The sequence below is a fragment of the Halomonas daqiaonensis genome (assembly GCF_900109725.1).
Taxonomy (GTDB): domain Bacteria; phylum Pseudomonadota; class Gammaproteobacteria; order Pseudomonadales; family Halomonadaceae; genus Halomonas; species Halomonas daqiaonensis.
Map to the genome: position 1 here is coordinate 59,743 of NZ_FOBC01000013.1, position 24,180 is coordinate 83,922.

The 24,180-nt window shown below is 63.5% G+C and carries 21 protein-coding genes and 1 pseudogene; 14 read left to right on the forward strand and 8 right to left on the reverse strand.

What is annotated here, in order from left to right:
- Positions 1-2: 2 nt before the first annotated feature.
- A complete protein-coding gene (locus BMY30_RS11570; RefSeq protein WP_089713813.1) occupies positions 3-1,598 on the forward strand; it encodes a uroporphyrinogen-III C-methyltransferase in 1,596 nt (531 codons plus the stop codon).
- Positions 1,595-2,839 carry a heme biosynthesis HemY N-terminal domain-containing protein gene (locus tag BMY30_RS11575; RefSeq protein WP_089713815.1) on the forward strand — a complete coding sequence of 415 codons (1,245 nt, stop codon included), beginning with the start codon at positions 1,595-1,597 and terminating at the stop codon, positions 2,837-2,839. The genes BMY30_RS11570 and BMY30_RS11575 overlap by 4 nt, the downstream gene beginning before the upstream one ends.
- 197 nt (positions 2,840-3,036) lie before the next feature.
- Here BMY30_RS11575 and ybiO read toward each other — a convergent pair whose 3' ends face one another.
- Entirely contained in the window at positions 3,037-5,364 is a 2,328-nt protein-coding gene (gene ybiO, locus BMY30_RS11580) for a mechanosensitive channel protein (protein ID WP_089713817.1), read from the reverse strand.
- 290 nt (positions 5,365-5,654) lie between these two features.
- Here ybiO and BMY30_RS11585 point away from each other — a divergent pair, with 290 nt between their 5' ends.
- Positions 5,655-6,044, forward strand: a complete 390-nt coding sequence (locus BMY30_RS11585; RefSeq protein ID WP_089713819.1) for a fluoride efflux transporter FluC — start codon at positions 5,655-5,657, stop codon at positions 6,042-6,044.
- Complete coding sequence (gene crcB, locus BMY30_RS11590) at positions 6,041-6,430, forward strand: fluoride efflux transporter CrcB (protein ID WP_089713821.1); 390 nt, start codon at positions 6,041-6,043, stop codon at positions 6,428-6,430. The genes BMY30_RS11585 and crcB overlap by 4 nt, the downstream gene beginning before the upstream one ends.
- Positions 6,431-6,500: 70 nt before the next feature.
- Here crcB and BMY30_RS11595 read toward each other — a convergent pair whose 3' ends face one another.
- Positions 6,501-6,977, reverse strand: a complete 477-nt coding sequence (locus tag BMY30_RS11595) for a methylglyoxal synthase (RefSeq protein ID WP_089713823.1) — start codon at positions 6,975-6,977, stop codon at positions 6,501-6,503.
- Positions 6,970-8,442 (reverse strand): pyruvate kinase, encoded by a 1,473-nt coding sequence (gene pyk / locus BMY30_RS11600; protein ID WP_089713825.1) that lies wholly within the window; start codon positions 8,440-8,442, stop codon positions 6,970-6,972. The genes BMY30_RS11595 and pyk overlap by 8 nt, the downstream gene beginning before the upstream one ends.
- A gap of 359 nt (positions 8,443-8,801) precedes the next feature.
- Between pyk and gap the strand changes: the two genes are divergently transcribed.
- Complete coding sequence (gene gap / locus BMY30_RS11605) at positions 8,802-9,824, forward strand: type I glyceraldehyde-3-phosphate dehydrogenase (RefSeq protein WP_089713828.1); 1,023 nt, start codon at positions 8,802-8,804, stop codon at positions 9,822-9,824.
- 121 nt (positions 9,825-9,945) lie between these two features.
- Here gap and BMY30_RS11610 read toward each other — a convergent pair whose 3' ends face one another.
- The 5 genes from BMY30_RS11610 to BMY30_RS11630 all read right to left on the reverse strand — a co-directional run bounded on the left by BMY30_RS11610 (position 9,946) and on the right by BMY30_RS11630 (position 16,040).
- Positions 9,946-11,241 carry an aspartate kinase gene (locus BMY30_RS11610; RefSeq protein WP_089713830.1) on the reverse strand — a complete coding sequence of 432 codons (1,296 nt, stop codon included), beginning with the start codon at positions 11,239-11,241 and terminating at the stop codon, positions 9,946-9,948.
- 13 nt (positions 11,242-11,254) lie between these two features.
- A complete protein-coding gene (nspC, locus tag BMY30_RS11615) occupies positions 11,255-12,427 on the reverse strand; it encodes a carboxynorspermidine decarboxylase (RefSeq protein WP_089713904.1) in 1,173 nt (390 codons plus the stop codon).
- Between the two features lie 7 nt (positions 12,428-12,434).
- Complete coding sequence (locus BMY30_RS11620) at positions 12,435-13,634, reverse strand: saccharopine dehydrogenase family protein (protein WP_089713832.1); 1,200 nt, start codon at positions 13,632-13,634, stop codon at positions 12,435-12,437.
- A 164-nt stretch (positions 13,635-13,798) separates the two neighbouring features.
- The gene (locus tag BMY30_RS11625) at positions 13,799-15,019 is read right to left on the reverse strand and encodes a cation diffusion facilitator family transporter (RefSeq protein ID WP_089713834.1); all 1,221 of its coding nucleotides are present in this window, start codon (positions 15,017-15,019) and stop codon (positions 13,799-13,801) included.
- Positions 15,020-15,266: 247 nt separating this feature from the next.
- Entirely contained in the window at positions 15,267-16,040 is a 774-nt protein-coding gene (locus BMY30_RS11630; protein ID WP_244516191.1) for a helix-turn-helix transcriptional regulator, read from the reverse strand.
- Positions 16,041-16,257: 217 nt separating this feature from the next.
- Here BMY30_RS11630 and BMY30_RS17865 point away from each other — a divergent pair, with 217 nt between their 5' ends.
- The 9 genes and pseudogenes from BMY30_RS17865 to BMY30_RS18180 form a co-directional block, all read left to right on the forward strand.
- Entirely contained in the window at positions 16,258-16,398 is a 141-nt protein-coding gene (locus tag BMY30_RS17865) for a hypothetical protein (RefSeq protein WP_170840127.1), read from the forward strand.
- A gap of 10 nt (positions 16,399-16,408) precedes the next feature.
- Positions 16,409-17,611, forward strand: a complete 1,203-nt coding sequence (locus BMY30_RS11635) for a Tm-1-like ATP-binding domain-containing protein (RefSeq protein ID WP_089713838.1) — start codon at positions 16,409-16,411, stop codon at positions 17,609-17,611.
- 14 nt (positions 17,612-17,625) lie between these two features.
- Positions 17,626-18,459, forward strand: a complete 834-nt coding sequence (locus tag BMY30_RS11640) for a phosphoenolpyruvate hydrolase family protein (RefSeq protein ID WP_211607312.1) — start codon at positions 17,626-17,628, stop codon at positions 18,457-18,459.
- Positions 18,460-18,533: 74 nt separating this feature from the next.
- A complete protein-coding gene (locus BMY30_RS11645) occupies positions 18,534-19,391 on the forward strand; it encodes a branched-chain amino acid ABC transporter permease (protein WP_170840128.1) in 858 nt (285 codons plus the stop codon).
- Positions 19,388-20,362: a branched-chain amino acid ABC transporter permease gene (locus tag BMY30_RS11650; RefSeq protein WP_089713846.1), complete on the forward strand. Its 975-nt coding sequence runs from the start codon at positions 19,388-19,390 to the stop codon at positions 20,360-20,362. Before BMY30_RS11645 ends, BMY30_RS11650 begins: the two co-directional genes overlap by 4 nt.
- Entirely contained in the window at positions 20,359-21,606 is a 1,248-nt protein-coding gene (locus tag BMY30_RS11655) for an ABC transporter substrate-binding protein (protein ID WP_089713848.1), read from the forward strand. The genes BMY30_RS11650 and BMY30_RS11655 overlap by 4 nt, the downstream gene beginning before the upstream one ends.
- The gene (locus BMY30_RS11660; protein ID WP_211607314.1) at positions 21,599-22,363 is read left to right on the forward strand and encodes an ABC transporter ATP-binding protein; all 765 of its coding nucleotides are present in this window, start codon (positions 21,599-21,601) and stop codon (positions 22,361-22,363) included. Before BMY30_RS11655 ends, BMY30_RS11660 begins: the two co-directional genes overlap by 8 nt.
- A complete protein-coding gene (locus BMY30_RS11665; RefSeq protein ID WP_211607316.1) occupies positions 22,356-23,072 on the forward strand; it encodes an ABC transporter ATP-binding protein in 717 nt (238 codons plus the stop codon). The genes BMY30_RS11660 and BMY30_RS11665 overlap by 8 nt, the downstream gene beginning before the upstream one ends.
- 858 nt (positions 23,073-23,930) lie before the next feature.
- Positions 23,931-24,125 (forward strand): annotated as a pseudogene (locus BMY30_RS18180) (DUF4236 domain-containing protein); the annotation flags it as partial.
- Positions 24,126-24,180: the final 55 nt, after the last annotated feature.

Here is a 24,180-nt window from a genome sequence, read left to right on the forward strand (position 1 = left end):
AGATGAGCAAGCAACCACACGATCAGGACGAACAGCAGGCGCCCTCCGGCGCGGAATCGGCGAGCTCGGGGGGCGAGGCTGGCAAGCCGACCGCTTCCGGCCGGCGTCGTTCACGGCGTTATGACAAGGCCGGCGGCAAGCAGGCCGCGAGCGCGCCGCAGGGCAAGCCGGACACCGCCGAGGCGCCCGCCGCGTCTCGCGAGGCCGGCAGCGGTGAGTCGTCTCCCGCCAAGGCCGATACGTCTGCCAGTCGCCCGGAAAAGGGCGACAAGCCGGCATCCGCCAACGACAAGCCTGCCGCGGACAAGCCAGCCGTAGAAAAGCCTGCCGCTGAAAAGCCCGCCCCGAATCAGGTGGCCAGCGCCAAGCCCGCTACCTCGAGCGGCAGCGACAAGCCCGCGAAAGCCGACACTTCAACCAAGGCGGGCAAGGCCGGTGGCGGTGGCGCGAGCGCCCCTGCGGGTGGTGGTTCGGCGGGGGCCACGCCCGGTGCCGATGGTGGCAAGGGCGGTGGCAAGGGCGGTGGCAAGGGCGGTGGCAAGGGTGGCGGCAAGGCCGGGGTCCTGGCCCTGGTGCTGGTGATCCTGCTGGCCATCGGGGTGGTGCTGTTCGGCTGGCAGGCCTGGCAGAAGCTCGACTCCCAGCAGCAGCGCCTGGGCTCCTTGCCCGGCGATGTGGCCAGCCAGTCGGAGATCGGCGAGCTCCAGTCGGACTTCGGTGATCTGCAGGGACGGCTCGAGAGCGCGGAGAGCGAACGTGACGCGGCCCTCGACTCGGCCATTTCCGACCTGCGCGGCGAGTTTTCCGACTATCGCAGTAGCGTCAACGAGACCCTGGACCAGGTGCTCGACGAGCTTTCCCGTGAGCAGACCGCCGACGAACGTGACTGGCTGCACGCCGAGGCTGCCTACCTGCTGCGCCTGGCCAACCAGCGCCTGCAGCTGGAGCGCGATGTCGAGGGCGCCGCCGCCCTGCTGCGCACCGCCGACGAGCGGCTGAGCGAGGCCGACAATCCGGCATTGATGCCGGTGCGACGCGAGATCGCCTCCGAGCTTGCCGCACTGGATTCGGTGCCCCAGGTCGACCGCACCGGCCTCTACCTGGCGCTCAATGCCCAGCAGGAGCAGCTCGCCAGCCAGCCGCTGGCCCAAGATGTCGAAGAAGTCGCCGCCGCTGACGCCCTCGAGGAGGCCCCCTCGGGTGGCTGGCAGGAACAGCTGGCACGCTTCGGTGGCGAGCTCAAGGACCTGGTCACCATTCGTCAGCACGACCAGGCCCTTGAGGCGCTGATCTCGCCGGAGCAGGAATCCTACCTGCGCCAGAGCGTGCGCCTGGTGCTCGAGCAGTCCCAGCTGGCGTTGCTCAAAGAGGAACAGGAGCTCTATGAGGCCAGCCTCGACAAGGCCCTGACGCTGATTCGCGGCTACTACGACACCAGCGCCAGCGGCGTCCAGGCGGTGATCGAGCGTCTCGAGGAGCTCAAGCAGCGCAGCATCCGGCCGGAACTTCCCGACATCAGCGGCTCCCAGCAGGCGCTGGCGACCTTCATCGAGCGGCGCTTCGAGGGTAGTGACGACGGCCAGGGAGATGACGCATGAGAAAGCTGATTCTGATCGTAGTCCTGGGCCTGGCGCTCGGGGCGCTGTTCGGCCAGCTGATAATGTCGGTACCCGGCTACTGGCTGGTGCGGGTGGGCGACACCTCCTACCAGACCTCCTTCTGGTTCGGCCTGGTTATCCTGCTGGCCGTCTTCATCGTGTTGCACTTCGGCCTGAGGCTGTTGATGCGCCTGTCGCGCCCGGTGAGCCGCTTCAAGGTGTGGAACAGCCGTGCCCGCAACCGTAATGCCATGAAGCGCACCGTGCGTGGCCTGGTGGCGCTGGCCGAGGGCCGCTGGAAGAAGGCCGAGAAGGCGCTGGTCAAGGCGGCGGACGATTCCAGCACGCCACTCGTCAACTACCTCTCGGCGGCCCTCGCGGCCCATTATCAGGGGCGTTACGAGCAGGCCGATACGCTGCTCAAGCGGGCCCACCTGAGTACCGAGGGTGCGGATACCGCGGTGGGCATGATGCAGGCCCAGTTGATGCTGGACCGCCAGCAGTACGAGGAGGCGCTGGCGATCCTTACTCGTCTCGATCGTCACCTGCCGAATCACCCCCAGGTGCTCAAGCAGCTCAAGCAGGCCTACCTCAGCGTCAGCGACTGGGATGGCCTGCGCCGCCTGATGCCTCGTTTGGGCGCTCAGCAATTGATCTCCCGCGAGGAGCGTGAGCAGCTAGAACTGCGCGCCTACCGCGAGTTGATCGGCCAGGAGGCGCGCAATCCCGGCGACATCGAGCGGGTCCGCAACCTCTGGGCCGACATGCCGGACCATCTTCGGTCCAACACCGATCTGATCGTGATCTATACCGAGGCGTTGGTGCGAGGCAACGAGGAGGGCATCGCCGAGCGGCTGCTGCGCCACTCGCTCAAGGAGCATTGGGACAGTCGCCTGGTGCTGCGCTATGGCCTGCTCGACGTGGACTCTCGCCGGCAACTGGTGGTGGCCGAGAAGTGGCTGCAGGAGCGGCCCAACGATCCGGACCTGCTGTTGACCCTGGGGCGCCTGTCGCTGCGCAACGCCTACTGGGGCAAGGCCCAGGAGTACTTCGAGGCAAGCCAGCAGCAGCGGCCCAGCGGAGTGGTCTGTGCCGAGCTGGCCAGGCTCTATGCCAACCTGGGCGAGCATCAGAAGAGCCAGCTCTTCTACCGGCAGAGCGTGGAGCTGCTCGACAAGTCGCTGCCTTCCTTACCTCAGCCCAGCGAGGAGCCTCAGGAGGCGAAGAGCAAGACGGCCTGAATGGCCAGTCGCCTCACCGGTCAGTGATCCACTCTTCGATTCCTACCCCATGGGGCGCCATCTGGCGCCCCTTCTGCTGTCCGCTCCGTGGCGACGGACCTTTCGCACCGCGACCCGCAGACATCTCACCCGAAACGTCAACGGGGCTGCCTTTCGGCAGCCCCGCGTTTCGCTGAGGTGGGAGAGTTGCCGGGTCGTCAGGACTCCTCGACATCGCCTCCGGTCGGAGTGCGATGCTCGGGGTCGGCGGTCTCCTGAATGCCATGCCCGGGATCATCCCCCTGGGGCGCATCTCCCGTGCGTTGCCGCCCCTTGGGCTCCAGCACCCGCACGTTGGCGGCCGGTGAGCGTCCCGCCTTGTCCTCGCCGAAGTAGAGCGTGGTATGCGGGAAGGGAATCTCGATGCCGGCCTCGTCGAAGCGCAGCTTGACCAGGCGGTTGTAGGCGCGGCCCACGGCCCACTGGTCGCCCGGGGTGGTCTTGATGACCACCCGGATGTTCACCGAGCTGTCGGCCAGGGCCACGACACCGGCCACGGTGAGCGGCTCCAGCAGCTTGTGGCCGTGCTCTTCGCTGGCCTTGAGGTCCTCGAAGGCCAGCTTGAGCTGCTCGATGGCCTCGTCGATGCTCTCTCGGTAGGCGATGCCGTACTCGCCCACGTGGTTGCCGAACTCGCGCATGTAGTTGGAGACGGTATCCACACTGGAGAAGGGTACCAGGTGGTAGGTGCCGGAGAGGTCGCGGATGCCCACCGAGCGGATGCTGAGCTTCTCGGCGGTGCCGGTGATGCCGCCCACCGTGACCACGTCCCCGGTGTTCATGGCGTTTTCTACCTGGATGAAGATGCCGGTGATGATGTCCTGTACCAGCTTCTGGGAGCCGAAGCCGATGGCCAGGCCGAGTACACCGGCACCGGCAATCAGCGGGCCGATGTTGATGCCGATCTCGGCCAGCACGATCATCATCGTCATGGTGATGATGGCGATGGCCAGGGCGTTGCGGAACAGCGCCAACAGGGTCTGGGCGCGGGCCGAGGGAACACCGCCGCCGGTCTCCGGGTTGAGCTTGTGCTCGATCAGGCTGGCCAGGCCCAGCCATACGGCCACGGCGAATACCAGGATTACCGCCACGCTGATCAGTTTGCCTACCAGGCCGCTACCTGCTTCGGAGGCGTACCAGGCCGCCAGGTCAAAGGCGCCCCAGGCGTTCAGCACCACCAGCAGCACCGTGATCAGGATCAGGGTGCGAATGACCCGCAGGGCGTTGGGTACGTAACTATTGAGCCGCGGCTCGAGAAGCGGCAGCTTGCGGCGCAGGTCGTCGCCCAGGCGGATGCGCCGGCCAATGGTCTGGGTCAGCAGGCTCGAGACCAGCAAGCCCACTACGACAGTCGCTAGGGTCTTGAGGGTGGCGAAAAGCACGAAAGGCAGGGCGTCTTCGGGGCGGGTCAGGGTGAGGACCAGGACCATCAGGAAATATGCCAGGGCAAACAGGTGCCAGGTGCGGGCGAACAGCTGCAGCGAGACCCGGCTGGCTGCCATGGTGGCGTTGCTGGCCTTGTGATTTAGAGCATCACGGAGGCGAACCCTGTTGCGCAGCACCACGGCGACCGCGTAGATGAAGGCGCTGACCATGATCAGGGTGCCGATGCTCTCGCCCATGGTCGGAGACAAGTAGACGTTGACCAGCGGCACAACCACCATCAGGCCGTAGCCGACCATGCCGATAAGGCGGGCAATCCAGCTGTTCCAGTAGGAGGCGTCCCCGGCATTCACCGGCAGCAGACGCAGCCCCTCGTAGCGCGAGGAGAACAGCATTCGCACGGCAGCCTTGAGCAGTTCGATGACCAGGAAGGCATTGAGGAACAGCGAGGCGCGGGTGGACAGCTCGCCGGTCTCGCCTACCGCGAAGGTGGCGATCAGGTTGCCACCCACATAGGCCAAGGCCACTACCGCCACGTCGATCACCGCCGCCAGGGCCACACAGAGCACCAGGCGTAGGACCGGCGTCAGCCCCTGGCCGTTGAGCGACCACTGGCTGATGCGCGTGAACAGCGGACGTGCCAGACGGCGAATGACCAGGAACAGCACTATCGTGGCCAGTATCACCAGCCCCAGGTTGATGGCAGCACTGGTAAAGGCGGTCATGTCAAAGCTGCTGGTTGCCTCGGCACTGCCGGTGACCAGACCGCTGAGCACTTCCACCAGGCTGGTGAATTGGCTGCCGATATCACCGACGACACCGCTGGTGGCCTCGGCCAGTTGCCGGGGCAGTGAGGGCTCGGTGCTGGCGTTTCTCTCCTCTGCGGCGGCGGTCTCGGAGGCGGCGACGTCACCGGCCATGCCGCGCAGCTGGTCGATCAGCTGCTGGCGTGATTGCTCGTTTTCGAGCAGGTCGGCCAGGGTCGAGTAGGCCGGTGGCTCGCTGCCGGCGTCGGCCTGCTGGGCCTGGGCCGGAGCGGCGAATGCCACCAGGGCAATCAGCAGCCAGCCGAGGATGGCAGGAAGGGCTCGCAATGGGTTCACGCTGTGACCTCCGTCTCTTGGCGTGTTGGCGATGTGGTATCAGGGTTGCGCTCGAGTATCAGCATGATACGGACTTTGGCTCATGGCCACGAGCCGACACTGTGACCGCTTTTTATGTACACGGATTGTACATGATGGCAATGATGTGCCAATATTGTTTTTCAGCGGCCCAAGGGTCGCTGCCCCTGCAAGGCAAGCATGCGATACTTTTGACCACCCTTAACCGGGTGGTTTTTTTTGGCGCCTGTTCGCCATCGTTCGAAGATCTTGATCCTGGCACTGGGGAATGGATGAGTATCGACCCGTTGCTGCTGCTGGCTGTGGCCGGTGGCGGAGGGCTGGGCGGCATGTCGCGTCTGGCGGTGGGCAATCTCGTGGTCCGTTATCTGGGGGCCGGCTTTCCCTGGGGAACCCTGGTGGTCAACCTCAGTGGCGCCCTGCTGATGGGCATGCTGGTTGGAGGGATGGGCCTGCCTGGCCCCGAGGCGAGACCAGCCTGGTCGCTGCTGGCCATCGGCGTGCTGGGGGGCTACACCACCGTCTCCTCCTTCAGCCTGCAGACTCTGACGCTCTGGCAGCAGCGGCGCTTCGCGGCGGCTCTGGGCTACGTCGCCCTGACCCTGGTCACCGGGTTCGCGGCACTGCTGGCAGGCGCCTGGCTGACAGGGGGCCTGCCATGATCGCCTGGCGTGTCTATGGCGCCGTGGGGCTGGGCAGTGCCCTGGGTTCCGCGCTGCGTTACCTGGTCTCGTTGGCGCTCATAGGGTCGGCCTTCCCCTGGGCCACCCTGGCAGTGAATGGCCTTGGTTCCTGGCTGATTGTCGGTTTCGCTACCTATGCCACTCACCGCCCCCATGACAGGGTCGCGCATTGGCAGCCCTTCCTGGTGAGCGGCTTCTGTGGCGGCTTTACCACCTTCTCCCTGTTTGGCCTCGAGACCCTGCAGCTGTGGCAGGCTGGTCGCCCCGGATTGGCCCTGGGCTATGTGCTGGCCAGCGTGCCCCTGTGGCTGGCGGGCGCCTGGCTGGGTCACAGGCTTGGCACGCGTGCGGCGACACGACGCTGAAGTCGGCTCCTTTCGGGGGACGACCTCTTGCGAGTGGTTATCCTTGTCGATGCCTCGGCAGGGAGGGTGATCAGTTGGTACGGGAGGAGACCCAAGCGCCGGCATCGGGGATGCTCATCTCGTAGTCCTGGCCGAGCCAGGGAGAACTGATCAAGAAGTCGGCGCTGGCGGCGTTGCAGGCCACCGGAATGTTCCACAACGCTGCCAGACGCAGCAGGGCCTTGACGTCGGGGTCGTGGGGCTGTGGCGCGAAGGGGTCCCAGAAGAAGATCAGCAGGTCGAGCTTCTGTTCGGCGATGCGGGCGCCGATCTGCTGGTCGCCGCCCAGTGGGCCGCTCATCAGGCCTTCCACCTCGAGGCCCAGGGTACGCGAGACGCGCCCGGCCGTGGTGCCGCTGCCGATCAGGCTGTGCTTGGCCAGGGTCTCCCGCCAGCGAGCCGCCCACTCCAGCAGCTCCTCCTTCTTGCCGTCATGGGCGACCAGGGCGATGCGCTTGCGAGCCGGCAGTGTTCGCTGCACGTTGCGCGGTGGGCGGATGTCACTCATGGCCGGCTTCCACGACGAGGATCTTCAGGGTGTTGGTGCCGCCATGGGCGTTCATGTGGTCGCCCCGAGTGAGGATCACGTGGTCGCCGGGGGCGGCGATGCCCTGCTCCACGAGACGCTGGAGCGCACGGTCATTGAGCTCCTGGGCAGTCATCTCACTGGTGTCGAAGGGCAGCGAAACCACCCCGCGGAAAAGCGCCATCCGTCGCTGGGCTACCGGATTGTGAGCCAGGCCGACGATGGGCAGCCCCGAACTGATCCGCGAGGCGATCAGCGGCGTGAAGCCGGACGCGGTCATGCAGGCGATGGCGGCCACGCCCGAGAGGTGGTTGGCGGCGTACATGGCGGAGAGCGCGATGGTCTCGTCGATCTGTGAGAACCCCTCGTGGATGCGGTGGCCGGATTCCTGGATGCGCCGCTCGCGCTCGGCGCCCAGGCAGACCCGATTGACGGCCTCGACGGTCTCCACCGGGAAGTCACCGGCGGCGGTTTCGGCGGAGAGCATCACCGCATCGGTGCCGTCGAGCACTGCGTTGGCCACGTCGAACACCTCGGCGCGAGTGGGCAGCGGCGAGTCGATCATCGACTCCATCATCTGGGTGGCGGTGATCACCGCGCGGTTCAGCGTGCGGGCCTGCTTGATGATGCGCTTCTGGGTACCGATCAGCGCCGCGTCACCAATCTCCACACCCAGGTCGCCGCGGGCCACCATCACCGCCTCGCTGGCGCGGATGATGGCGTCCAGCGTCTCGTCGTCGGCCACCGCTTCGGCGCGCTCGAGCTTGGCCACCAGGCCGATCTCCTTGCCTGCCTCGCCCAGCCGCTCACGAGCCTCCTGCATGTCAGCGGCACTGCGCGGGAAGGAGATCGCCAGGTAGTCGACGCCGATCGCCACGGCGGTCTCCAGGTCGACCTTGTCCTTGTCGGTGAGGGCCGGAGCCGAGAGACCGCCGCCCTGCTTGTTGATGCCCTTGTTATTGGAGAGCGTGCCGCCCACCACCACGCTGGTGTGGATCAGGTGGTCGGCGACCCGGTTGACGTCGAGCACCAGGCGGCCGTCGTCGAGCAGTAGGCGGTCGCCGGGGGCAACGTCGTCGGCCAGGGTCTTATAATCGCAGCCGACGCGGCTGGCATCGCCCTGGTCGTTGCCAAGGCCCATGTCGAGGATGAACGACTGGCCCTCCTCGAGCTTCACGGCCCCTTCCTTGAAGCGGGCGATGCGGATCTTGGGGCCCTGGAGGTCACCCAGGACGGCGACGCTCTTGCCCTGCCGGTCGGCAATCTCGCGGACCCGTACCAGGCGCTGGCGGTGGTCATCGGGGCTGCCATGGGAGAAGTTGAGGCGTACCACGTCGACGCCGGCGCTGATCATCGCTTCCATGACGCCCTCGCGGTCGCTGGCCGGGCCCAGGGTGGCGACGATCTTGGTGCGACGAATGGGGGTGTGCAGTGGGGTGGTCGACATGTCGGGCTCCTCCGGTGGGCGCGGGTTGCTATCGGGTCACGATAACGCTATTAGTGTAAGTTTACTATACTAAGTTCGGTGTTCGGGGCTTCCTGGCATGCTGTCGCCAGGTCGATTTTCCAAGCAATGCTGCTATGCGCATGGGACAAGGTAGTGTTGGCTGACTTCAGGATAAAAACGCATATGTTGTAAAGTTACTAAAAAAGCCTTGAGACCCACACACACCTGGTCCACATTATGGGGTAGGTGACGCTTGGCCACCGCGCAGGCACGACCGAGCCAGAAGCTCGCTAGAATTCCCTTGCCTATCGGTTCCGCCATGCCCCATAGAACGCTACTGGACCGAGGAGAACAACGCCATGACGCTCAAGATCGCCATCAACGGTTTCGGCCGCATCGGCCGCAACGTGCTGCGTGCCCTTTACGAGAACGGCTATCGCAACCGCGTGGAGGTGGTCGCCATCAATGACCTCGGCGACCCCTCGCTGAATGCACACCTGCTGCGCCATGACACCGTGCACGGTCACTTTCCCTTCACCGTCGAGCACGACGAGCAGAGCATGACCGTGGACGGCCAGCGCATTGCCATCCTCTCCGAACAGGATCCGGCGGCACTTCCCTGGGCGTCGATGGGTGTGGACCTGGTGATGGAGTGCACCGGCCTCTTCACCAAGCGCGAGGCTGCCGCCAAGCACCTCACAGCGGGCGCCGAGCGTGTGCTGATCTCGGCGCCGAGCCCCGATGCCGACGCCACCGTGGTGTATGGCGTCAACGAAGGCGTGCTCACGCCCGAGCACAAGGTGGTCTCCAACGCCTCCTGCACCACCAACTGCCTGGCCCCGGTGGCCCAGGCGTTGCATGAGGCGGTGGGTATCGAGAACGGGCTGATGACCACGGTCCACGCCTATACCAACGACCAGAACCTGTCGGATGTTTACCACAAGGATCCCTACCGGGCGCGTAGCGCGACGCATTCGATGATCCCCACCAAGACCGGCGCCGCCGCCGCGGTGGGCCTAGTGCTGCCGGAACTCGAGGGCAAGTTCGATGGTCTGGCCATTCGGGTGCCGGTGATCAACGTCTCCCTGGTCGACTTGGTCTTTACCGCCGGACGCGATACCAGCCGGGAGGAAATCAACGAGATCGTGGCCAGCGCCGCCGAAGCCTCCCCGGTGCTGGCTGTCAACGCCCAGCCGCTGGTCTCCATCGACTTCAACCATGATGCCCACTCCTCGACCTTCGATGCCAACCACACCCGGGTGAACGGTCGCCTGGTCAAGGTGATGGCCTGGTACGACAACGAGTGGGGCTTCTCCAATCGCATGCTGGATACCGCCCTTGCCATGCATGCGGCCGCTGGGGGCAAGCGCGACGCCGTCTGATCTCCGGTTGTTCCCGACGTCCGGTCAGCTGCGACGTTACCACCCGGCGCTCCTGTCCATGGCCCATGGCCAGTATCGGATAGCTATCTTCGTGAGCCACTGGCTGGCTCAGGGCTGAGCCTTAGCCAGGGATATGCCAGGTTCCCTGGCACTGGGTGCTTGGAAAGAGCCGCTGGGCGGTATCGGCATTGCCCCGTTCGGCGAGGCTGTCGCGTCCGCTGCTCAGGGCTGCCAACAGCGCATCGTCGGCATGGCGTATGGTGAGCAGGGTCAGGTCTTCGTGACGCACCACCGCATAGTCGGTACATAGTGAGGTGATCAGCGGCTCCAGGCGCTCGGGGTGGCCGTCTAGGCACAGCGAAAGGCGCATGGCGCCGGCATCGATCAGGTTTGCGTGCAGCCCGGCCTCCACGAGGCGGCCGAGGATGTCGTGCTGGCGGGGCTCGTCCATGAAGGCGAAGTCTCGGGGGCGGATCTCCAGCAGCGTCTGCTCGTCGCGCAGCACAAGGGAGGGCGTCTGGGTGTCAAACCGCGTGTCCCGGCCAATGGTGCTGGGAGGCGCCTCGAGATCTTCGAAGGAGCGCACCGTCAGAGGGATCGACTTCTGCTGCAGCGGCCCCAGGGTCTTGGGATGGATCACCTTGGCGCCGTGCCAGGCCAGTTCCACGGCTTCGTCGTAGGAGATCCGCTCGAGCTGTACCGCATTATCGAAGCGACGCGGGTCGGCATTGAAGAGCCCCGGCACGTCCTTCCAGATGGTGACTTCCTCGGCTTCCAGGCAGTGGGCGAGGATTGCTGCGCTGAAGTCGGAGCCCTCGCGGCCCAAGGTAGTCATGACGCCCTCGGAGGTGCTGCCGATGAAACCCTGGGTGACGCGGATCCTGCCATCGTCTGCCGCCAGGCCGCGCACCCGCTTCGCGGTGGTCTCCCAGTCGATATTGGCCGCCTGGTGGCAGTCGTCGGTGACCACCAACTCTCGGGCATCCCGCCACGCGGTCGCCATGCCGGCCTCGTGGAGCCAGGCGCTGACGATGGTGGTGGAGAGCAGTTCGCCGAAGCCGACGGTCTGATCGTAGTGGAATGGGCGATCCCGGCTCGCATGCTGGCGATGAAGCTGATCAAGCTCGTTGACCAGCGCTTCGACACGCTCCGCAACGGGGCCGGCCTTAGCGCCGAACAGGGTCTCGACCGTGCTCAGGTGGTCTCGGCGCAGGGTTTCCAGGCGGTCATGATAGTCGGCCGTCTTGCCATTCCGTGCCTCGGCCAGCAGCGCCTCCAGGGCATTGGTGGTCTTGCCCATGGCCGAGACCACCACGATCAAAGGGCGCGCCGGGAAACGGGCCAGCAGCTTACCCAGCCGACGGATCGCGGCGGCGTCCTGGATCGAGGCACCACCGAACTTGAAGACCTGAGTCATGTCTCGTCTCCCCTCAGCTGAGTCGTTGCCGGTAATCCTCGTAACCGAAGGTCTTCACCGTGCGCACCTCGCGGCTGATCTCGTCGATTCGGCAGATCGACGGCAGGCGCATGCCATTGAAGGTGCTGGTCTTGACCATGGTGTAGTGGGCCATGTCAGTGAACACCAGCCGGTCGCCGATCGAAAGTGGGGCGTCGAAGCTGTACTCGCCCACCACGTCGCCGGCCAGGCAGGTCAGCCCGCCCAGCCGATAGGTGTGAGCCTTCTCGCCGGGCTCGCCGGCGCCGATGATCTCGGGTCGATAGGGCATCTCCAGCACGTCGGGCATGTGCGCCGTGGCCGAGGTGTCGAGGATGGCGATGGGGCCGTCGTTCTCGACGATGTCGAGCACCGTACATACCAGGTAGCCGGTGTTGAGCGCGATCGCCTCGCCGGGTTCCAGGTAGACCTCGAGGTGCGGATGGCGCGCCTTGAAATCGCGGATCACCCGCACCAGCCGATCGATATCGTAATCCGGGCGGGTGATGTGGTGGCCGCCGCCGAAGTTCACCCACTTCCGGCCGGCGAGATGCCGGCCGAACCTCTCCTCGAAGGCGGCCAGGGTGTGCTCCAGGGCATCACTGTTCTGCTCGCACAGGGTATGGAAATGCAGGCCTTCGAGGCCGTCGAGGGCCACGCCTTCCAGGTCCACGGCCCGGGTGCCGAGCCGCGAGCCTGGGGCGCAGGGGTCGTAGAGCGCTACCTTGCCCTCGGAGTACTCCGGGTTGACCCGCAGACCGCAGGAGATCTGCCGCGGCTCCTCCGAAACGTTATCGCGGAAGCGCTGCCACTGGGCCGGGGAATTGAAGCTGATATGGTCCGCATACCGCAGTACTACCTGCATCTCTTGCTCGGTGAAGGCCGGCGAGTAGCAGTGCACTTCGCCGCCGAAGGTTTCCGCTCCCAGGCGTGCTTCATCCTGGCCGCTCGCCGTGGTGCCCACCAGGTACTGGCGGATCAGCGGGAAGGTGTCCCACATGGCGAAGCCCTTAAGCGCCAGCAGGATGCGTGCGCCGCTCTGCTCCTGAACCCGCCGCAGCAATTCCAGGTTGTTGCGCAGCAGGGCGTCGTCCACCACATAGGCGGGCGACGGGCAGGCCCCAATGTCGAAGGGGTAAGCATCGAACGGATAGTCGATCTGGCTCATGTCGGGCTCAGGCCAGGGGGTCGGCATCAGGGTCGAGCTCGACCATCTGCCAGGGCAGACCCATGTCGCCGATGCACTCCATGAAGGGATCCGGATCGAGCTGCTCGACGTTGAACACGCCCTCGCCCTTCCACAGGCCCTGGAGCATCAGCATGGCGCCGGTCACCGCTGGCACGCCGGTGGTGTAGGAGATCGCCTGGGACTGCACCTCGCGGTAGCAGGCCTCGTGGTCGCAGATGTTGTAGATGTGCACCTTGCGCCGCTTGCCGTCCTTGATGCCATCGAGGATCACGCCGATGTTGGTCTTGCCCTTGGTGCGCGGACCGAGCGAGGCCGGGTCGGGCAGCACCGCCTTGAGAAACTGCAGCGGGGTGATCTCGCGGCCCTGGAACTCGATCGGCTCGATGCTGGTCATGCCAACGTTCTCGAGCACCTTGAGATGGGTGATGTACTTCTCTGAGAAGGTCATCCAGAAGCGGATACGCTGCAGGCCCTTGATGTTCTGGCTGAGGGACTCGAGCTCCTCGTGGTAGAGCAGATAGAGGTCCTTCTCGCCGATGCCATCGAAATCGAAGGTGCGCTTCTCGGCCAGCGGCGCGGTCTCCTTCCACTCGCCCTCTTCCCAGTAGCGACCGTTGGCAGTGATCTCGCGAATATTGATCTCGGGATTGAAGTTGGTCGCGAACGGGTAGCCGTGATCGCCGCCGTTGGCATCCAGGATGTCGATGCGGTGGATCTCGTCGAACAGGTTCTTCTGGCCCCAGGCGCAATAGATGTTGGTCATGCCAGGGTCGAAGCCGCAGCCCAGGGTGGCCATGTTGCCAGCCTTGGCGTAGCGCTCCTGGAAGGCCCACTGTTCCTTGTACTCGAACTTGGCCTCGTCCGGGTGCTCGTAGTTGGCGGTGTCCAAGTAGGGCACGCCGGTACGCAGGCAGGCCTCCATGATGGTCAGGTCCTGATAGGGCAGGGCCACGTGGATCAGCACGTCGGGCTGGAACGACTCGATCAGTGCGACCAGCGCCTCGACGTCATCGGCATCCACCTCGGCGGTCTGGATGGGACGGTCCAACTGGGCCGCGATGGTCCGGCACTTCGCCTGGTTGCGGCTGGCCAGACAGATCTCGCTGAACACCTCGGGGTGCTGGGCGCACTTGTGGGTGACGACACCGCCGACGCCGCCGGCGCCGATAATCAGGACTTTGCTCATGGGGGTTCGAATCCAGATCGGGAAAGTCAAAGTGGTAGGGGATCATGCCACCCCGGTCTCGACCTCGCCCGGCCTCGGGCCGGCGAGTGGCCGAAGATGATGGCTCCCCCCGAGGCTGGTCGCAAGTGGTTTTCGCGTCAAGGCTAATACGAAAGTCGAGTTGGTCAGTCGGTGACCTGACTCGCCGTCGAAGAAGTAGAGGAGGGCGGCGGTGTCTTCCGGTTGCCGTCAGTCAAGGGGCGTCCCGCCAGGCGGCGCACTTCGACGTGGGAGAGCCAGTCGATGTCCCGGGCACGGTCCTCGAGGCGGCGGATCACCGTGCCGCTGTCGAAGGGCGACGGCTCGTCGAGGCAGATCACCACCGTGACCGCGTCATCCAGATAGTGCAGCTCGATCTCGCGGATTTCCGGCCAGACGTCCAGCGTCGCCCAGCGCTGCTCCAGGGCGGCTTCCACCTCGGGGCGCAGTGGCAGTCCCGGGAAGCGGCTTGGGTCGCCCCCGCCGGCGTCGTCCTCGGGGTCGATGTGGAAGGTGAGGTCAGTGAGGGCGGGGAAGGCGTTGCGCAGACGTCGGCTCACCTCGTTGCCGATCTCATGGCCTTCGGAAACGCTGATGCGCGGGGACACCACGACGTGCAGGTCGAGCATGGTATGCCCGGCCGATTGGCGGGTACGCAGGTCGTGTATGCCCTGGACGCCGGACACGCTCATCGCCTCCTGGCGCATCTCCTCCTGGGTGGCCACGGGCAGGGCGGTGTCAACCAGCTCTCGGCTCGACTCCCACAGTAGGTTCCAGCCCACCTTGCCGACCATCAGCCCGACGATTACCGCTGCCACGGTGTCGATCCAGGTGGCGCCGAACTGGCTGCCCACCAGGGCGACCATCACCACACCAGTGGAGAGCACGTCGCTGCGGTGGTGCCAGGCGTTGGCCTCGAGCATCTTCGAGCCGACGCGTCTTCCCACACGGCGCGTAAGGTGGAAGAGCCACTCCTTGGAGAGCAATGCCAGGGCCGTCAACAGGATTGCCCACACGCCGGGCGGCGGAATCTCGGCGGAGGAGAACAGGCGCTGGAGGCTCGACCAGGCGATACCGCCGGCCACGAAGATCAGCACGCTGCCCAGGAACAGGGTGGCCAGGGTCTCGATGCGGCCGTGGCCGTAGTGGTGATCGAGGTCGGGCCCCTGGTGACCATAGTGGGAGGCGGCGAGCACGAAACAGTCGGTTACCAGGTCGGAGAAGGAGTGGATGCCATCGGCGACCAGGGCGGCGGAGCCGACGATCCAGCCGACGATGATCTTGGCCACGCCGAGAAGGGTGTTGACCGCCACTGACAGGAGGGTGACCCGCTTAGTGGCCTGATGCTTCTTGGGGTTGGTCTGCATGGTCGTTCCTCGGGACGCTCCCCTGTACAGGCCGCCGTATAAGGCGTTGGCCAAATGGTACCGAAAAGGTCCAGATTTGCACAAGGCGCTGGCGTGTCGTGTCTCCCCCATTTTCCTGGCACTTCGTCGATGGAGGTGGAACTCGGTCCCGACGGTGAGCCAATGTTACCAAGCTTCAAACTGGCCTGTGGGCACTGGATCGCCAACGCTGATGCCTTGCTGGCCTGTGTCGGTGCCCAGCCCGCTGTCACTCTCGTGAATGGTGGCGAAAGTGCGAGGGTGAGACGCCCTTCATACGCTTGAAGGTCTTGGAGAAGGCGAATGGACTCTGGTAGCCGACCCGTACCGCAATCTCTTCCACCGTCAGATTGCTCGTGGCCAGTAGGTGGGCGGCGTGTTGCATACGCAACTGGGTCAACTGCTGCATGGGGCTACGGCCAAATACTTTGCGGCTGATGCGACGCAGATGCTCGCTGCTGACGTGAGCAATCTCGGCCATCTCCTCGATAGTCCAATACTTCTCCAGGGTCGGGATCACCGCGTCGAACACAGCCACGATGCGCAAATCCCGACGCCAGGGGTCAGCGAATCGTGAGATATAGCGCTCGATGGTATCTCCCCACATCTCGCAACTGGCGGCATCGGCATCGCCGTGAAACACCTCGCTGTAGAGCCCGAGGATGGCGTGCTTCAGAGGCTCGGGATCGAAGTGCTGCATGATCGGTGCGATGGTTCCCACCACCGAGCGCGGTGCACTCGGTAGATAGCGCACCCAGCAGTACTGCCAGCGGCTGTCAGGTATGGCATGGAAGGCGTGCAGGCCGTGAGCCGGGGCGAACGACATCATGTTGCGGCGCATGGTGCACCAGCCTCCGTCGAGCAACATTCGCCCTTCGCCCCCTAGGGAACCGTGGATATAGGCGCCACTGAGCCGTGTGCGCACTATGCGGTAGGGTACCGCGGCATCACCGACGCCCACGTGGGAGATGTGCCGCTTTTGCAGCGCTGGGCAGTCGTCCACGCGCACGATCCACTGATGGGTGTCATCTCCAACTATGTGGGTTTCAGATAGGTGGTTGTGCTCTGACGCCATGGCGCGATCTCTCATTTTGGCCCTTACTGATGACAGCCGCGGACAACAGCAAACGGCCTGCCAATGCCAACTCTAACGCTAACAACGGCTTCAATGGAGCTCAGGAAAATAAAATGCTAGCTAACTCCCTGTGGAAACCGGTGCCGTGTCGTCCGTCGCACTCGACTTGGGTACCGTGTCCGGCCTCATGGCAAGCAGCGCCTTTTCTGATGATGTGGTGGGAATCGGCGTGCTGACCGTCACCTTCAGCTTGGCCTTCGATGGTGCGATCGAGTCCGGCCGCTAGGAGATATGCCATGCAATCCATCGCTTATTTAATAGGCACATGTGATACCAAGGCTGCCGAGCTGCTCTATATGCACGAGCTGCTGGCCGCCGCGGGGGTCTCCAGCCGTATCGTCGATGTGGGGACACGAGGTAACGACCAGGGGGCTGCCGACGTGACTGCTGCCGAAGTGGCCGCCTGCCACCCGCAGGGTGGCTCTGCCGTCTTCGTCAATGACCGCGGTCGCGCGGTAGCAGCCATGGCCGAAGCCCTTCGCCATTGGCTGCCGACACGTCGAGATATCGGTGGGGTGCTGGGGATCGGTGGCTCTGGCGGCACCGCATTGATCGCCCCGGCACTTCGTGAGTTGGACATCGGCGTGCCCAAGTTGCTGGTCTCGACCATTGCGTCCGGCAATGTCGCCTCCTACGTCGGTCCCAGCGACATTGCCATGCTCTACTCGGTGACGGACGTGGCCGGCCTCAACCGTATCTCGCGTCGGGTGTTGGGCAATGCCGCTCACGCCCTGGCCGGAATGCTGCAGGGCCAGGTGCCCGACGTCGCCGAAGACAAGCCGGCCATCGGCCTTAGCATGTTTGGCGTGACCACGGAGTGTGTCAATCAGCTTAGTGCCGCCCTGGAGAGTGACTATGACTGTCTGATCTTCCACGCAACCGGCACTGGGGGGCGCTCGCTGGAGAAGCTCGCCAACAGCGGCATGATAGAAGGCTTGCTCGATGTCACCACCACGGAGGTCTCCGACTTGATGATGGGTGGGGTGTTCAGTGCCGGCGAGCAGCGACTGGATATTCTCGCTCAGCGCACGCTGCCCTATGTCGGCTCATGCGGGGCGCTGGATATGGTTAATTTCGCTGGCCGCGAGACACTTCCCGAGCGCTACCGTCAGCGATTGCTGTACGAGCACAACCCGCAGATAACGCTGATGCGCACCACCGCCGAAGAGAATGCCCGCATGGGGCGTTGGATCGGTGAGAAGCTCAATCAAAGCCGCGGGCCTGTGCGCTTTCTTCTCCCCGAAGGAGGCGTATCGGCGCTTGACGCCCCTGGACAGATCTTCCACGACCCTGAGGCCGACGCAGCGCTGTTCGAGGCGCTGGAAGCAACCGTCGAGCAGACTTCACAACGGCAGCTGATTCGCTACCCCTTCAACATCAACGACCCTGAATTTGCCGCCGCCTTGGTCGAGCATTTTCGGGACGTCATGACTACTTAGCTAAGGAGCCCCAATTGAAAAAATGGAATCGAGAGGAATTGATGGATCACTTCCAGGCCATGGTGGCACGAGGCGAGCCTATCGTGGGTGGAGGTGCGGGCACCGGGCTGTCGGCCAAATGTGAGGAAGCCGGAGGGATCGACCTGATCGTGATCTACAACTCGGGCCGCTATCGCATGGCTGGGCGAGGCTCGCTGGCTGGGATCATGCCTTATGGCAATGCCAATGAGATCGTCAAGGAAATGGCGCGAGAGGTATTGCCGGTCACCCAGAAGACCCCGGTGCTGGCGGGTGTCTGTGGCACCGATCCCTTCATTTTCATGGAGCCCTTTCTGGCTGAGCTCAAGGCGATGGGGTTCGCCGGGGTTCAGAACTTCCCCACCGTGGGCCTGATCGACGGTACTTTCCGCGCCAATCTGGAAGAGACCGGCATGAGCTATGCCCAGGAAGTGGAGATGATCCGGTTAGCGCGCGAGGCGGGGCTACTTACCACCCCCTATGTCTTCAACACCGAAGATGCCCGCGCCATGACGGAGGCCGGCGCCGACATCATCGTTTGCCACATGGGGCTGACCACTGGGGGAAGCATCGGTGCCGAGACCGCCATGAGCCTGGACGACTGTGTGCAGGCCATCAATGACTGGGCGGCGGCGGCTAGAGCCGTGCGTGACGACATCATTGTGCTCTGCCACGGGGGCCCCATAGCTGACCCCGAAGATGCTGAATACGTGCTCGCCCATTGTCCCGGGTGCCACGGTTTCTATGGCGCTTCGAGCATGGAGCGACTGCCCACTGAACGTGCCCTGACCAAACAGACGCAGGCCTTCAAGAACATACGCCGAGGCTGAACCACCATGTGCTTCGATAACAACAACATGCCGGTATCGGCAACGCCATGCTCGACCAAGTGGGAGGTGTAGCAATGAGCACTTTCTACTTCCTGACGCTCAATGGCCTGACCATGGCAGCCCTGCTGTTCATCATGGCCAGCGGCCTGACTCTGGCTTTCGGCCTGATGCGGGTGGTCAACCTGGCTCATGGTGCCTTCTACCTGCTGGGAGGCTACTTTGGTGTGCAGGTGATCCACGGCACTGACAGCCTGACGCTGGGACTGCTGGCCGGTGGCGGTATCGCTCTAGTGGGTGGGCTGCTCATGGAGCGTTTCCTCTTGCAGCGGGTGCGCGGCCTGGACCTATCAGAGGCGCTGCTAACCATCGCCGTGGGGCTGATCATCGCCGACGCCCTGCTGGTGGTCTACGGCGGACAGCCGGTGACCCTGCCGCTAACTCGTCAACTGCGGGCACCTGTAGACCTTGGTGTCATGATGTACCCGTTTTTCCGCGTATTGATTATGGTCTTTGCCGTGCTGCTGGGCGTCGCCCTGTGGCTGGTGATGACCTATACCCGCATCGGGGCGGCCATCCGTGCCGGCGTCGACGATCGCGAAACGGCCATGGCACAGGGCATCAACGTCCCTCTGCTGTTCGGTGGTGTCTTCGCCGTCGCCAGCTTCCTTGCGGGCATTTCCGGCGTGATTGGCACTTCCTATATGGCGCTGAACCAAGGGCTAGATGTGCGAGTCCTGATGCTCTCGCTGGTAGTGATAATCATCGGTGGCATGGGCTCGCTCAAGGGAGCGGCCGTGGGTGCGCTCATTACCGGTATGGTATCGAGCTTCGCCACCGGTTACCTGCCTCAGTTTGCACTGTTCTTCCTGTTTCTTCCGATGACGTTGATTCTGGTCTTTCGCCCCCAGGGACTGTTCGGGAGAGCCACATGAAACGCGAACACCTGTTGATAATCCTGATTCTCGCTGCCCTCGTGGCATGGCCGTTGCTGATGGGCGACTATGCGGTTTCCCAAGCCAACCGGGCGATGATCTACGCCCTGGCTGCACTGAGCTTCTCGCTACTGGCAGGCCGATTGGGCTGGTTTTCGCTGTGCCAGACTACCTTCGCCGGCATCAGTGGCTACACCATTGCCATTCTGGGAGTACGCTTCGGCTTGCCCTTTCCGCTGGTCATCCTACTGGCACTGCTTTTCACCACACTCAGCGCCGTCATCTTCGGCTTGCTGACCCTGCGTTCACGCCAAGTGAGCTTCCTGATGCTGACGCTGGCGCTAGGCCAGATGGTCTGGGCGCTGTCGTTCCAATGGGTCGATGTCACCGGCGGCTATAACGGCATTGCAGGGGTGCGCATGCCGGTATACGGCGGCCTCGACCTCAACGACACCCATGTCTTCTACGGCCTGATCGCGACAGTCACAGTGGCGATCTTTCTTGCCGTATGGCGGCTCTACCGCTCGCCTTTCGGGCTGCTGCTTCTGGGTATCCAGGAGAACGAACAGCGCATGCGGGCCTTGGGTCACCCCGTATATCTGGCTCGCTTCACTGCCTTCGTGCTGGCTGGCGTCATTGCCGGTGTGGCGGGCGTCTTCCTTGTCTACGACATGGGCATCATGTCCCCATCGCCGCTGGGGCTGGGGCATGCCGTATGGGTGCTGACCGCCGCCGTCCTGGGAGGCTATCGCAGCCTGCTGGGGCCCGCCTTGGGAGTGGCCGTTCTGATTGCCCTGGAGACCCTGGTTGCCCAGTACACCGACCGACACATGATGGTGATCGGTCTGGTTCTGCTGCTCTCGATTCTGCTGATGCCACGTGGGCTGGCGGATGTGTTCGAGCAGCATTTTAAGCGCAAGTCGAAGCCACAGGCTTCCGTAACGACAACAACACGAGGAAAAGAGCCATGAAGTACGCCAAGAAACTCATCATAGGCGGTATGTCGGCCATGTCGCTGGGCGCCACCGTCCATCTCCAGGCTGACGACACTATTCGTGTCGGTGTGATCGGCCCCACCACCGGGGTGTTCTCCTTCTTTGGCGAGCAGCAGCGCATGGGCGTGGAGCTGGCCAAGGAAGAACTTGCCGAACGCCTCGCCGAGCTCAACCTGGAGGTCGAGTTCTACGACTCCCAGGGCGATGCCGAGACCACGGTGGACCGCCTGCGGGCCATGGAGTCTCGCGATGATATCGACCTGGTGGTCGGGCCGGTGCTGGGTGGTACTGGCCTGGCTGGGTTGGAGTGGGCCAAGAGCTCAGGCATGCCGATGGTGATCTCCTACTCGGCGCCGGAGGACATCACCATGCGCGATCGCACCGAGAACGTGGTGCGTGCCGGCTGGACGGGAGCACAGCCGATGTTTGCCTTTGGCGAATATGTAGCCAAGGAGCTCGGTCACAAGCGGATCGTCATGGTGGGGCAAGATTATTCTTTCCCCTATAACCAGGCAGGCGGCTTCATGAAGACGTTCTGTCGCGCCGGCGGCGAGTCCGTCGAACGTATCTGGCACCCTACCGGTACCTCGGACTACAGCTCGATCCTGGCGACGCTACCTGATGGCGATGCGGTGCTCTATAACGGTGCAGGCAGCGACGGCCTGGCATTCTTCCAGCAGTACCACGACTTCGGTATCGACGCGCGCATGCCGCTGCTGGGCGGTTCGAACTTCTTCGCCGTGGGCAACCTGCCAGAGATGGGCGAGCGAGCCATCGGCGGGCTCTCGGCGCTGCAATATGCCGAAGGCCTCGAGACCGACACCTTCCTGGCCTTCCGTGATGCCTTCATGGCCATGCATGGCGAGGAGGTCGTGCCGCTGGCGCCGGCCGAGCACGGCTATGTGGCCTTCAAGATGGCTGTGAACGCCTTCGAGAGTGCCAACGGTGATGACCGTGACGCGGTGATTGCCGCTCTGCGAGAGACCGAAATGCCTGATGCGCCGCGTGGCCCCTTCCATCTCGACGAGTACGGCAACCCGGTGCAAAACATCTACGTTAACGAGGTTCAGGAAGTCGACGGTCGCTTGGTCAATGTCCCGATCGAAACCTACGAGAACGTTAGCCAGTTCGGACCCTTCGATGCCGAGGAGTATCTGGCCGGGGATCCCGACAGCCGCGACTTCCCCCCGAGTGACTGTTCGGATCCCTACTATGACTGAAACACAGCCATCGATGAGCTCTGCGCCGGCGCTGGAGGTCGCCGGCCTGGCCAAGTCCTTCGGCTCGCTGATGGTGGCCAGTGACGTTCACCTGAACGTGGCACCCGGTGAGCGGCGTGGGCTGATCGGTATCAACGGCGCCGGGAAGACCACGCTGTTCAACATGATTGCCGGCGAGCTCAAACCCGACCGCGGAGCGATACGGTTCTTTGGCGACGAGATCACTGCGGATTCGGTCATCCAGCGTACCCTCAAAGGACTCGGTCGCACCTACCAGGTGTCGACGCTGGTTCCCTCTGTCACGGTAAGGGAAAACCTGGCGCTGACGCGGGGGGATGGTCGCCTGCCTTCGCTTTGGCAGCCCTGGCAGTCTCGACTCGACGACGACTTGTTGGATACCGCCGATCAACTGGGGCTGACGCCGGTACTAGACGAGGCGGTGGCCAACCTCTCCTATGGCACCCTGCGACAGTTGGAGCTTGCCATGGTAATGGCGTGCAAGCCGAGGTTGCTGCTGCTCGATGAGCCCGCTGCCGGGCTTTCCCATGCCGAGCGCCAGGTGCTGCAGGGCATCCTGCAAGATCTGCCACAGGAGGTGACCTTGCTGATGATCGAACACGATATGGAGATGGTACTGGCACTCAGCGACCGTATTTCCGTGCTGCACCAAGGTGAAATGTTCGCCGAAGGCAGTCCTGATGAAATTGCCGCCCATGAGGGCGTGCGCGATATTTACTTGGGGCGTGCTAATGGATGAAACATTGATACGCGTCGAGCGCCTTGAAGCTCATTATGGCCTCGGCCAGGCACTACAGGACCTCAATTTCAGTGTCGGCAAGGAGTGCGTCGCAATAATGGGACGCAACGGTGTGGGCAAGACCACCCTGGCGAGAGCTTTGATGGGGCTTAACCCGCCGCAGACACGAGGTTCGGTGGAACTGCTTGGCCAGCAGGTTCTCGGCTGGTCACCGCACCGTATCGCGCACCTGGGGGTAGGTTATGTACCCCAAGGACGGCGATTGTTCCCCTCGCTCAGCGTCGATGAACACCTTCAGCTGAACGCCCGCAAGGGGCCTACCGGGCAGCGCTGGTCGCCAAGCCGCGTTTTCGAGCTGTTTCCCTCGTTGGGGCAGCGACGTCGAGCGTACGCGGATCAGATCTCCGGTGGCGAGCGCTCGATGCTGGCCATCGGTCGGGCGCTGGTCACCAACCCGGGCTGCCTGATACTGGACGAGCCTACCGAAGGGCTCGCGCCGGCGGTGGTCGAGGATGTCGCCACGAGCCTGAAAGAGCTCAGCCGCGAGGGCGTTGCCGTGCTACTGATCGAGCAGAACGTCAAGGCTGCAGTGATGGCGGCTGATCGAGCCTATTTTATGTCGGAAGGCAGGATAGTCCACGAGACAGCCGACGGAGAGTCGATGTCCAATGAAGCCACTCTGGGGCGCTATCTAGGTGTTTCGGTCTAGGCCAAACCACGGAGCGCTTCGACCGTGCGGCCAGGATGTTTGGCCCTCTAACAAGAAAGGGGCCCGGAGGCCCCTGTTCATGCGGTTTCTGAAGTGTTGTGGAACCTCCTGAAACCCTTGTGTGGTGGAGGCGGCGTCCCGCTAAAAGCTACTTTAATTTATTGTTTTCAAAGAGAAAATAAAAAGTGATTTTATATTGTACCCCCTCATGTACCCCCATTTTTCGAAGCTGAGAATTCATCGGGCTCGCAGGGATAAATTCATCTCTCGCTCGTCTTGGAAATAGATTTAAAGCGGTAGTTGCTAATTCGTTCTGAAATGCGAATGAAACACATTATTGAATAGATGCTTCGAAGTTGAGCGGCATTCCTGACCAATTCGTTAGGTGGAGAAACCCTCCACTTGACGGCTGTGTCAGAGGTGCTGCCATGGTTTGATCATCGCATGACGGGTTAGCGATCGTTACCGATGCTGCCACCTCTAGCCAATCGGGCGTGGCCTTCCGTTCCCCAATTTGATGAGAAGGGGTCGATCAACTCAGCTGTACGAAACTGTCGGTTCACCGCGCCTAGGGAAACCCTGTACATGACCCTCACCGTCAACCAGCACTTTCGGCACTTGTTCAGTGATGCCTCAACAGGTAGCTGGGGGCTTTCACTCTCGAAACCAACGCGGCTGAGTACTGGAACTCGCGAAATGGCGTGGTTCCCCGCGCTGGCTGGGGGCCTTTACTCGCGTTATCCCCTCAGCTAGGGGGAAGAGGTCGCGAAACGTCGTGGTTTTTGGCGGCGGCTGGGGACTTTTACTCGCGTAGCTTTTCCTGCGCTCTCTTCAGTAAGGCTCGCCTGACGGTGCAGAATGAGAGGCTGTCTGCATCTACCGACAAGAGAGGTCGCCGTGGGCTTCCGTTTCCAACGTCGTATCACGCTCGCACCGGGCATTCGGCTCAACCTTAGCAAGCGGGGCCTCGGTCTCTCGGTCGGCCCGAGGGGAGCCAGCCTTAGCGTGGGGCCGAGCGGCGTGCATGGCCATGCCGGGATTCCCGGCACCGGTCTTGCCTATCGGCAGAAGCTGAATACACGATCTCGCCGCGGTGATGATCGATCCG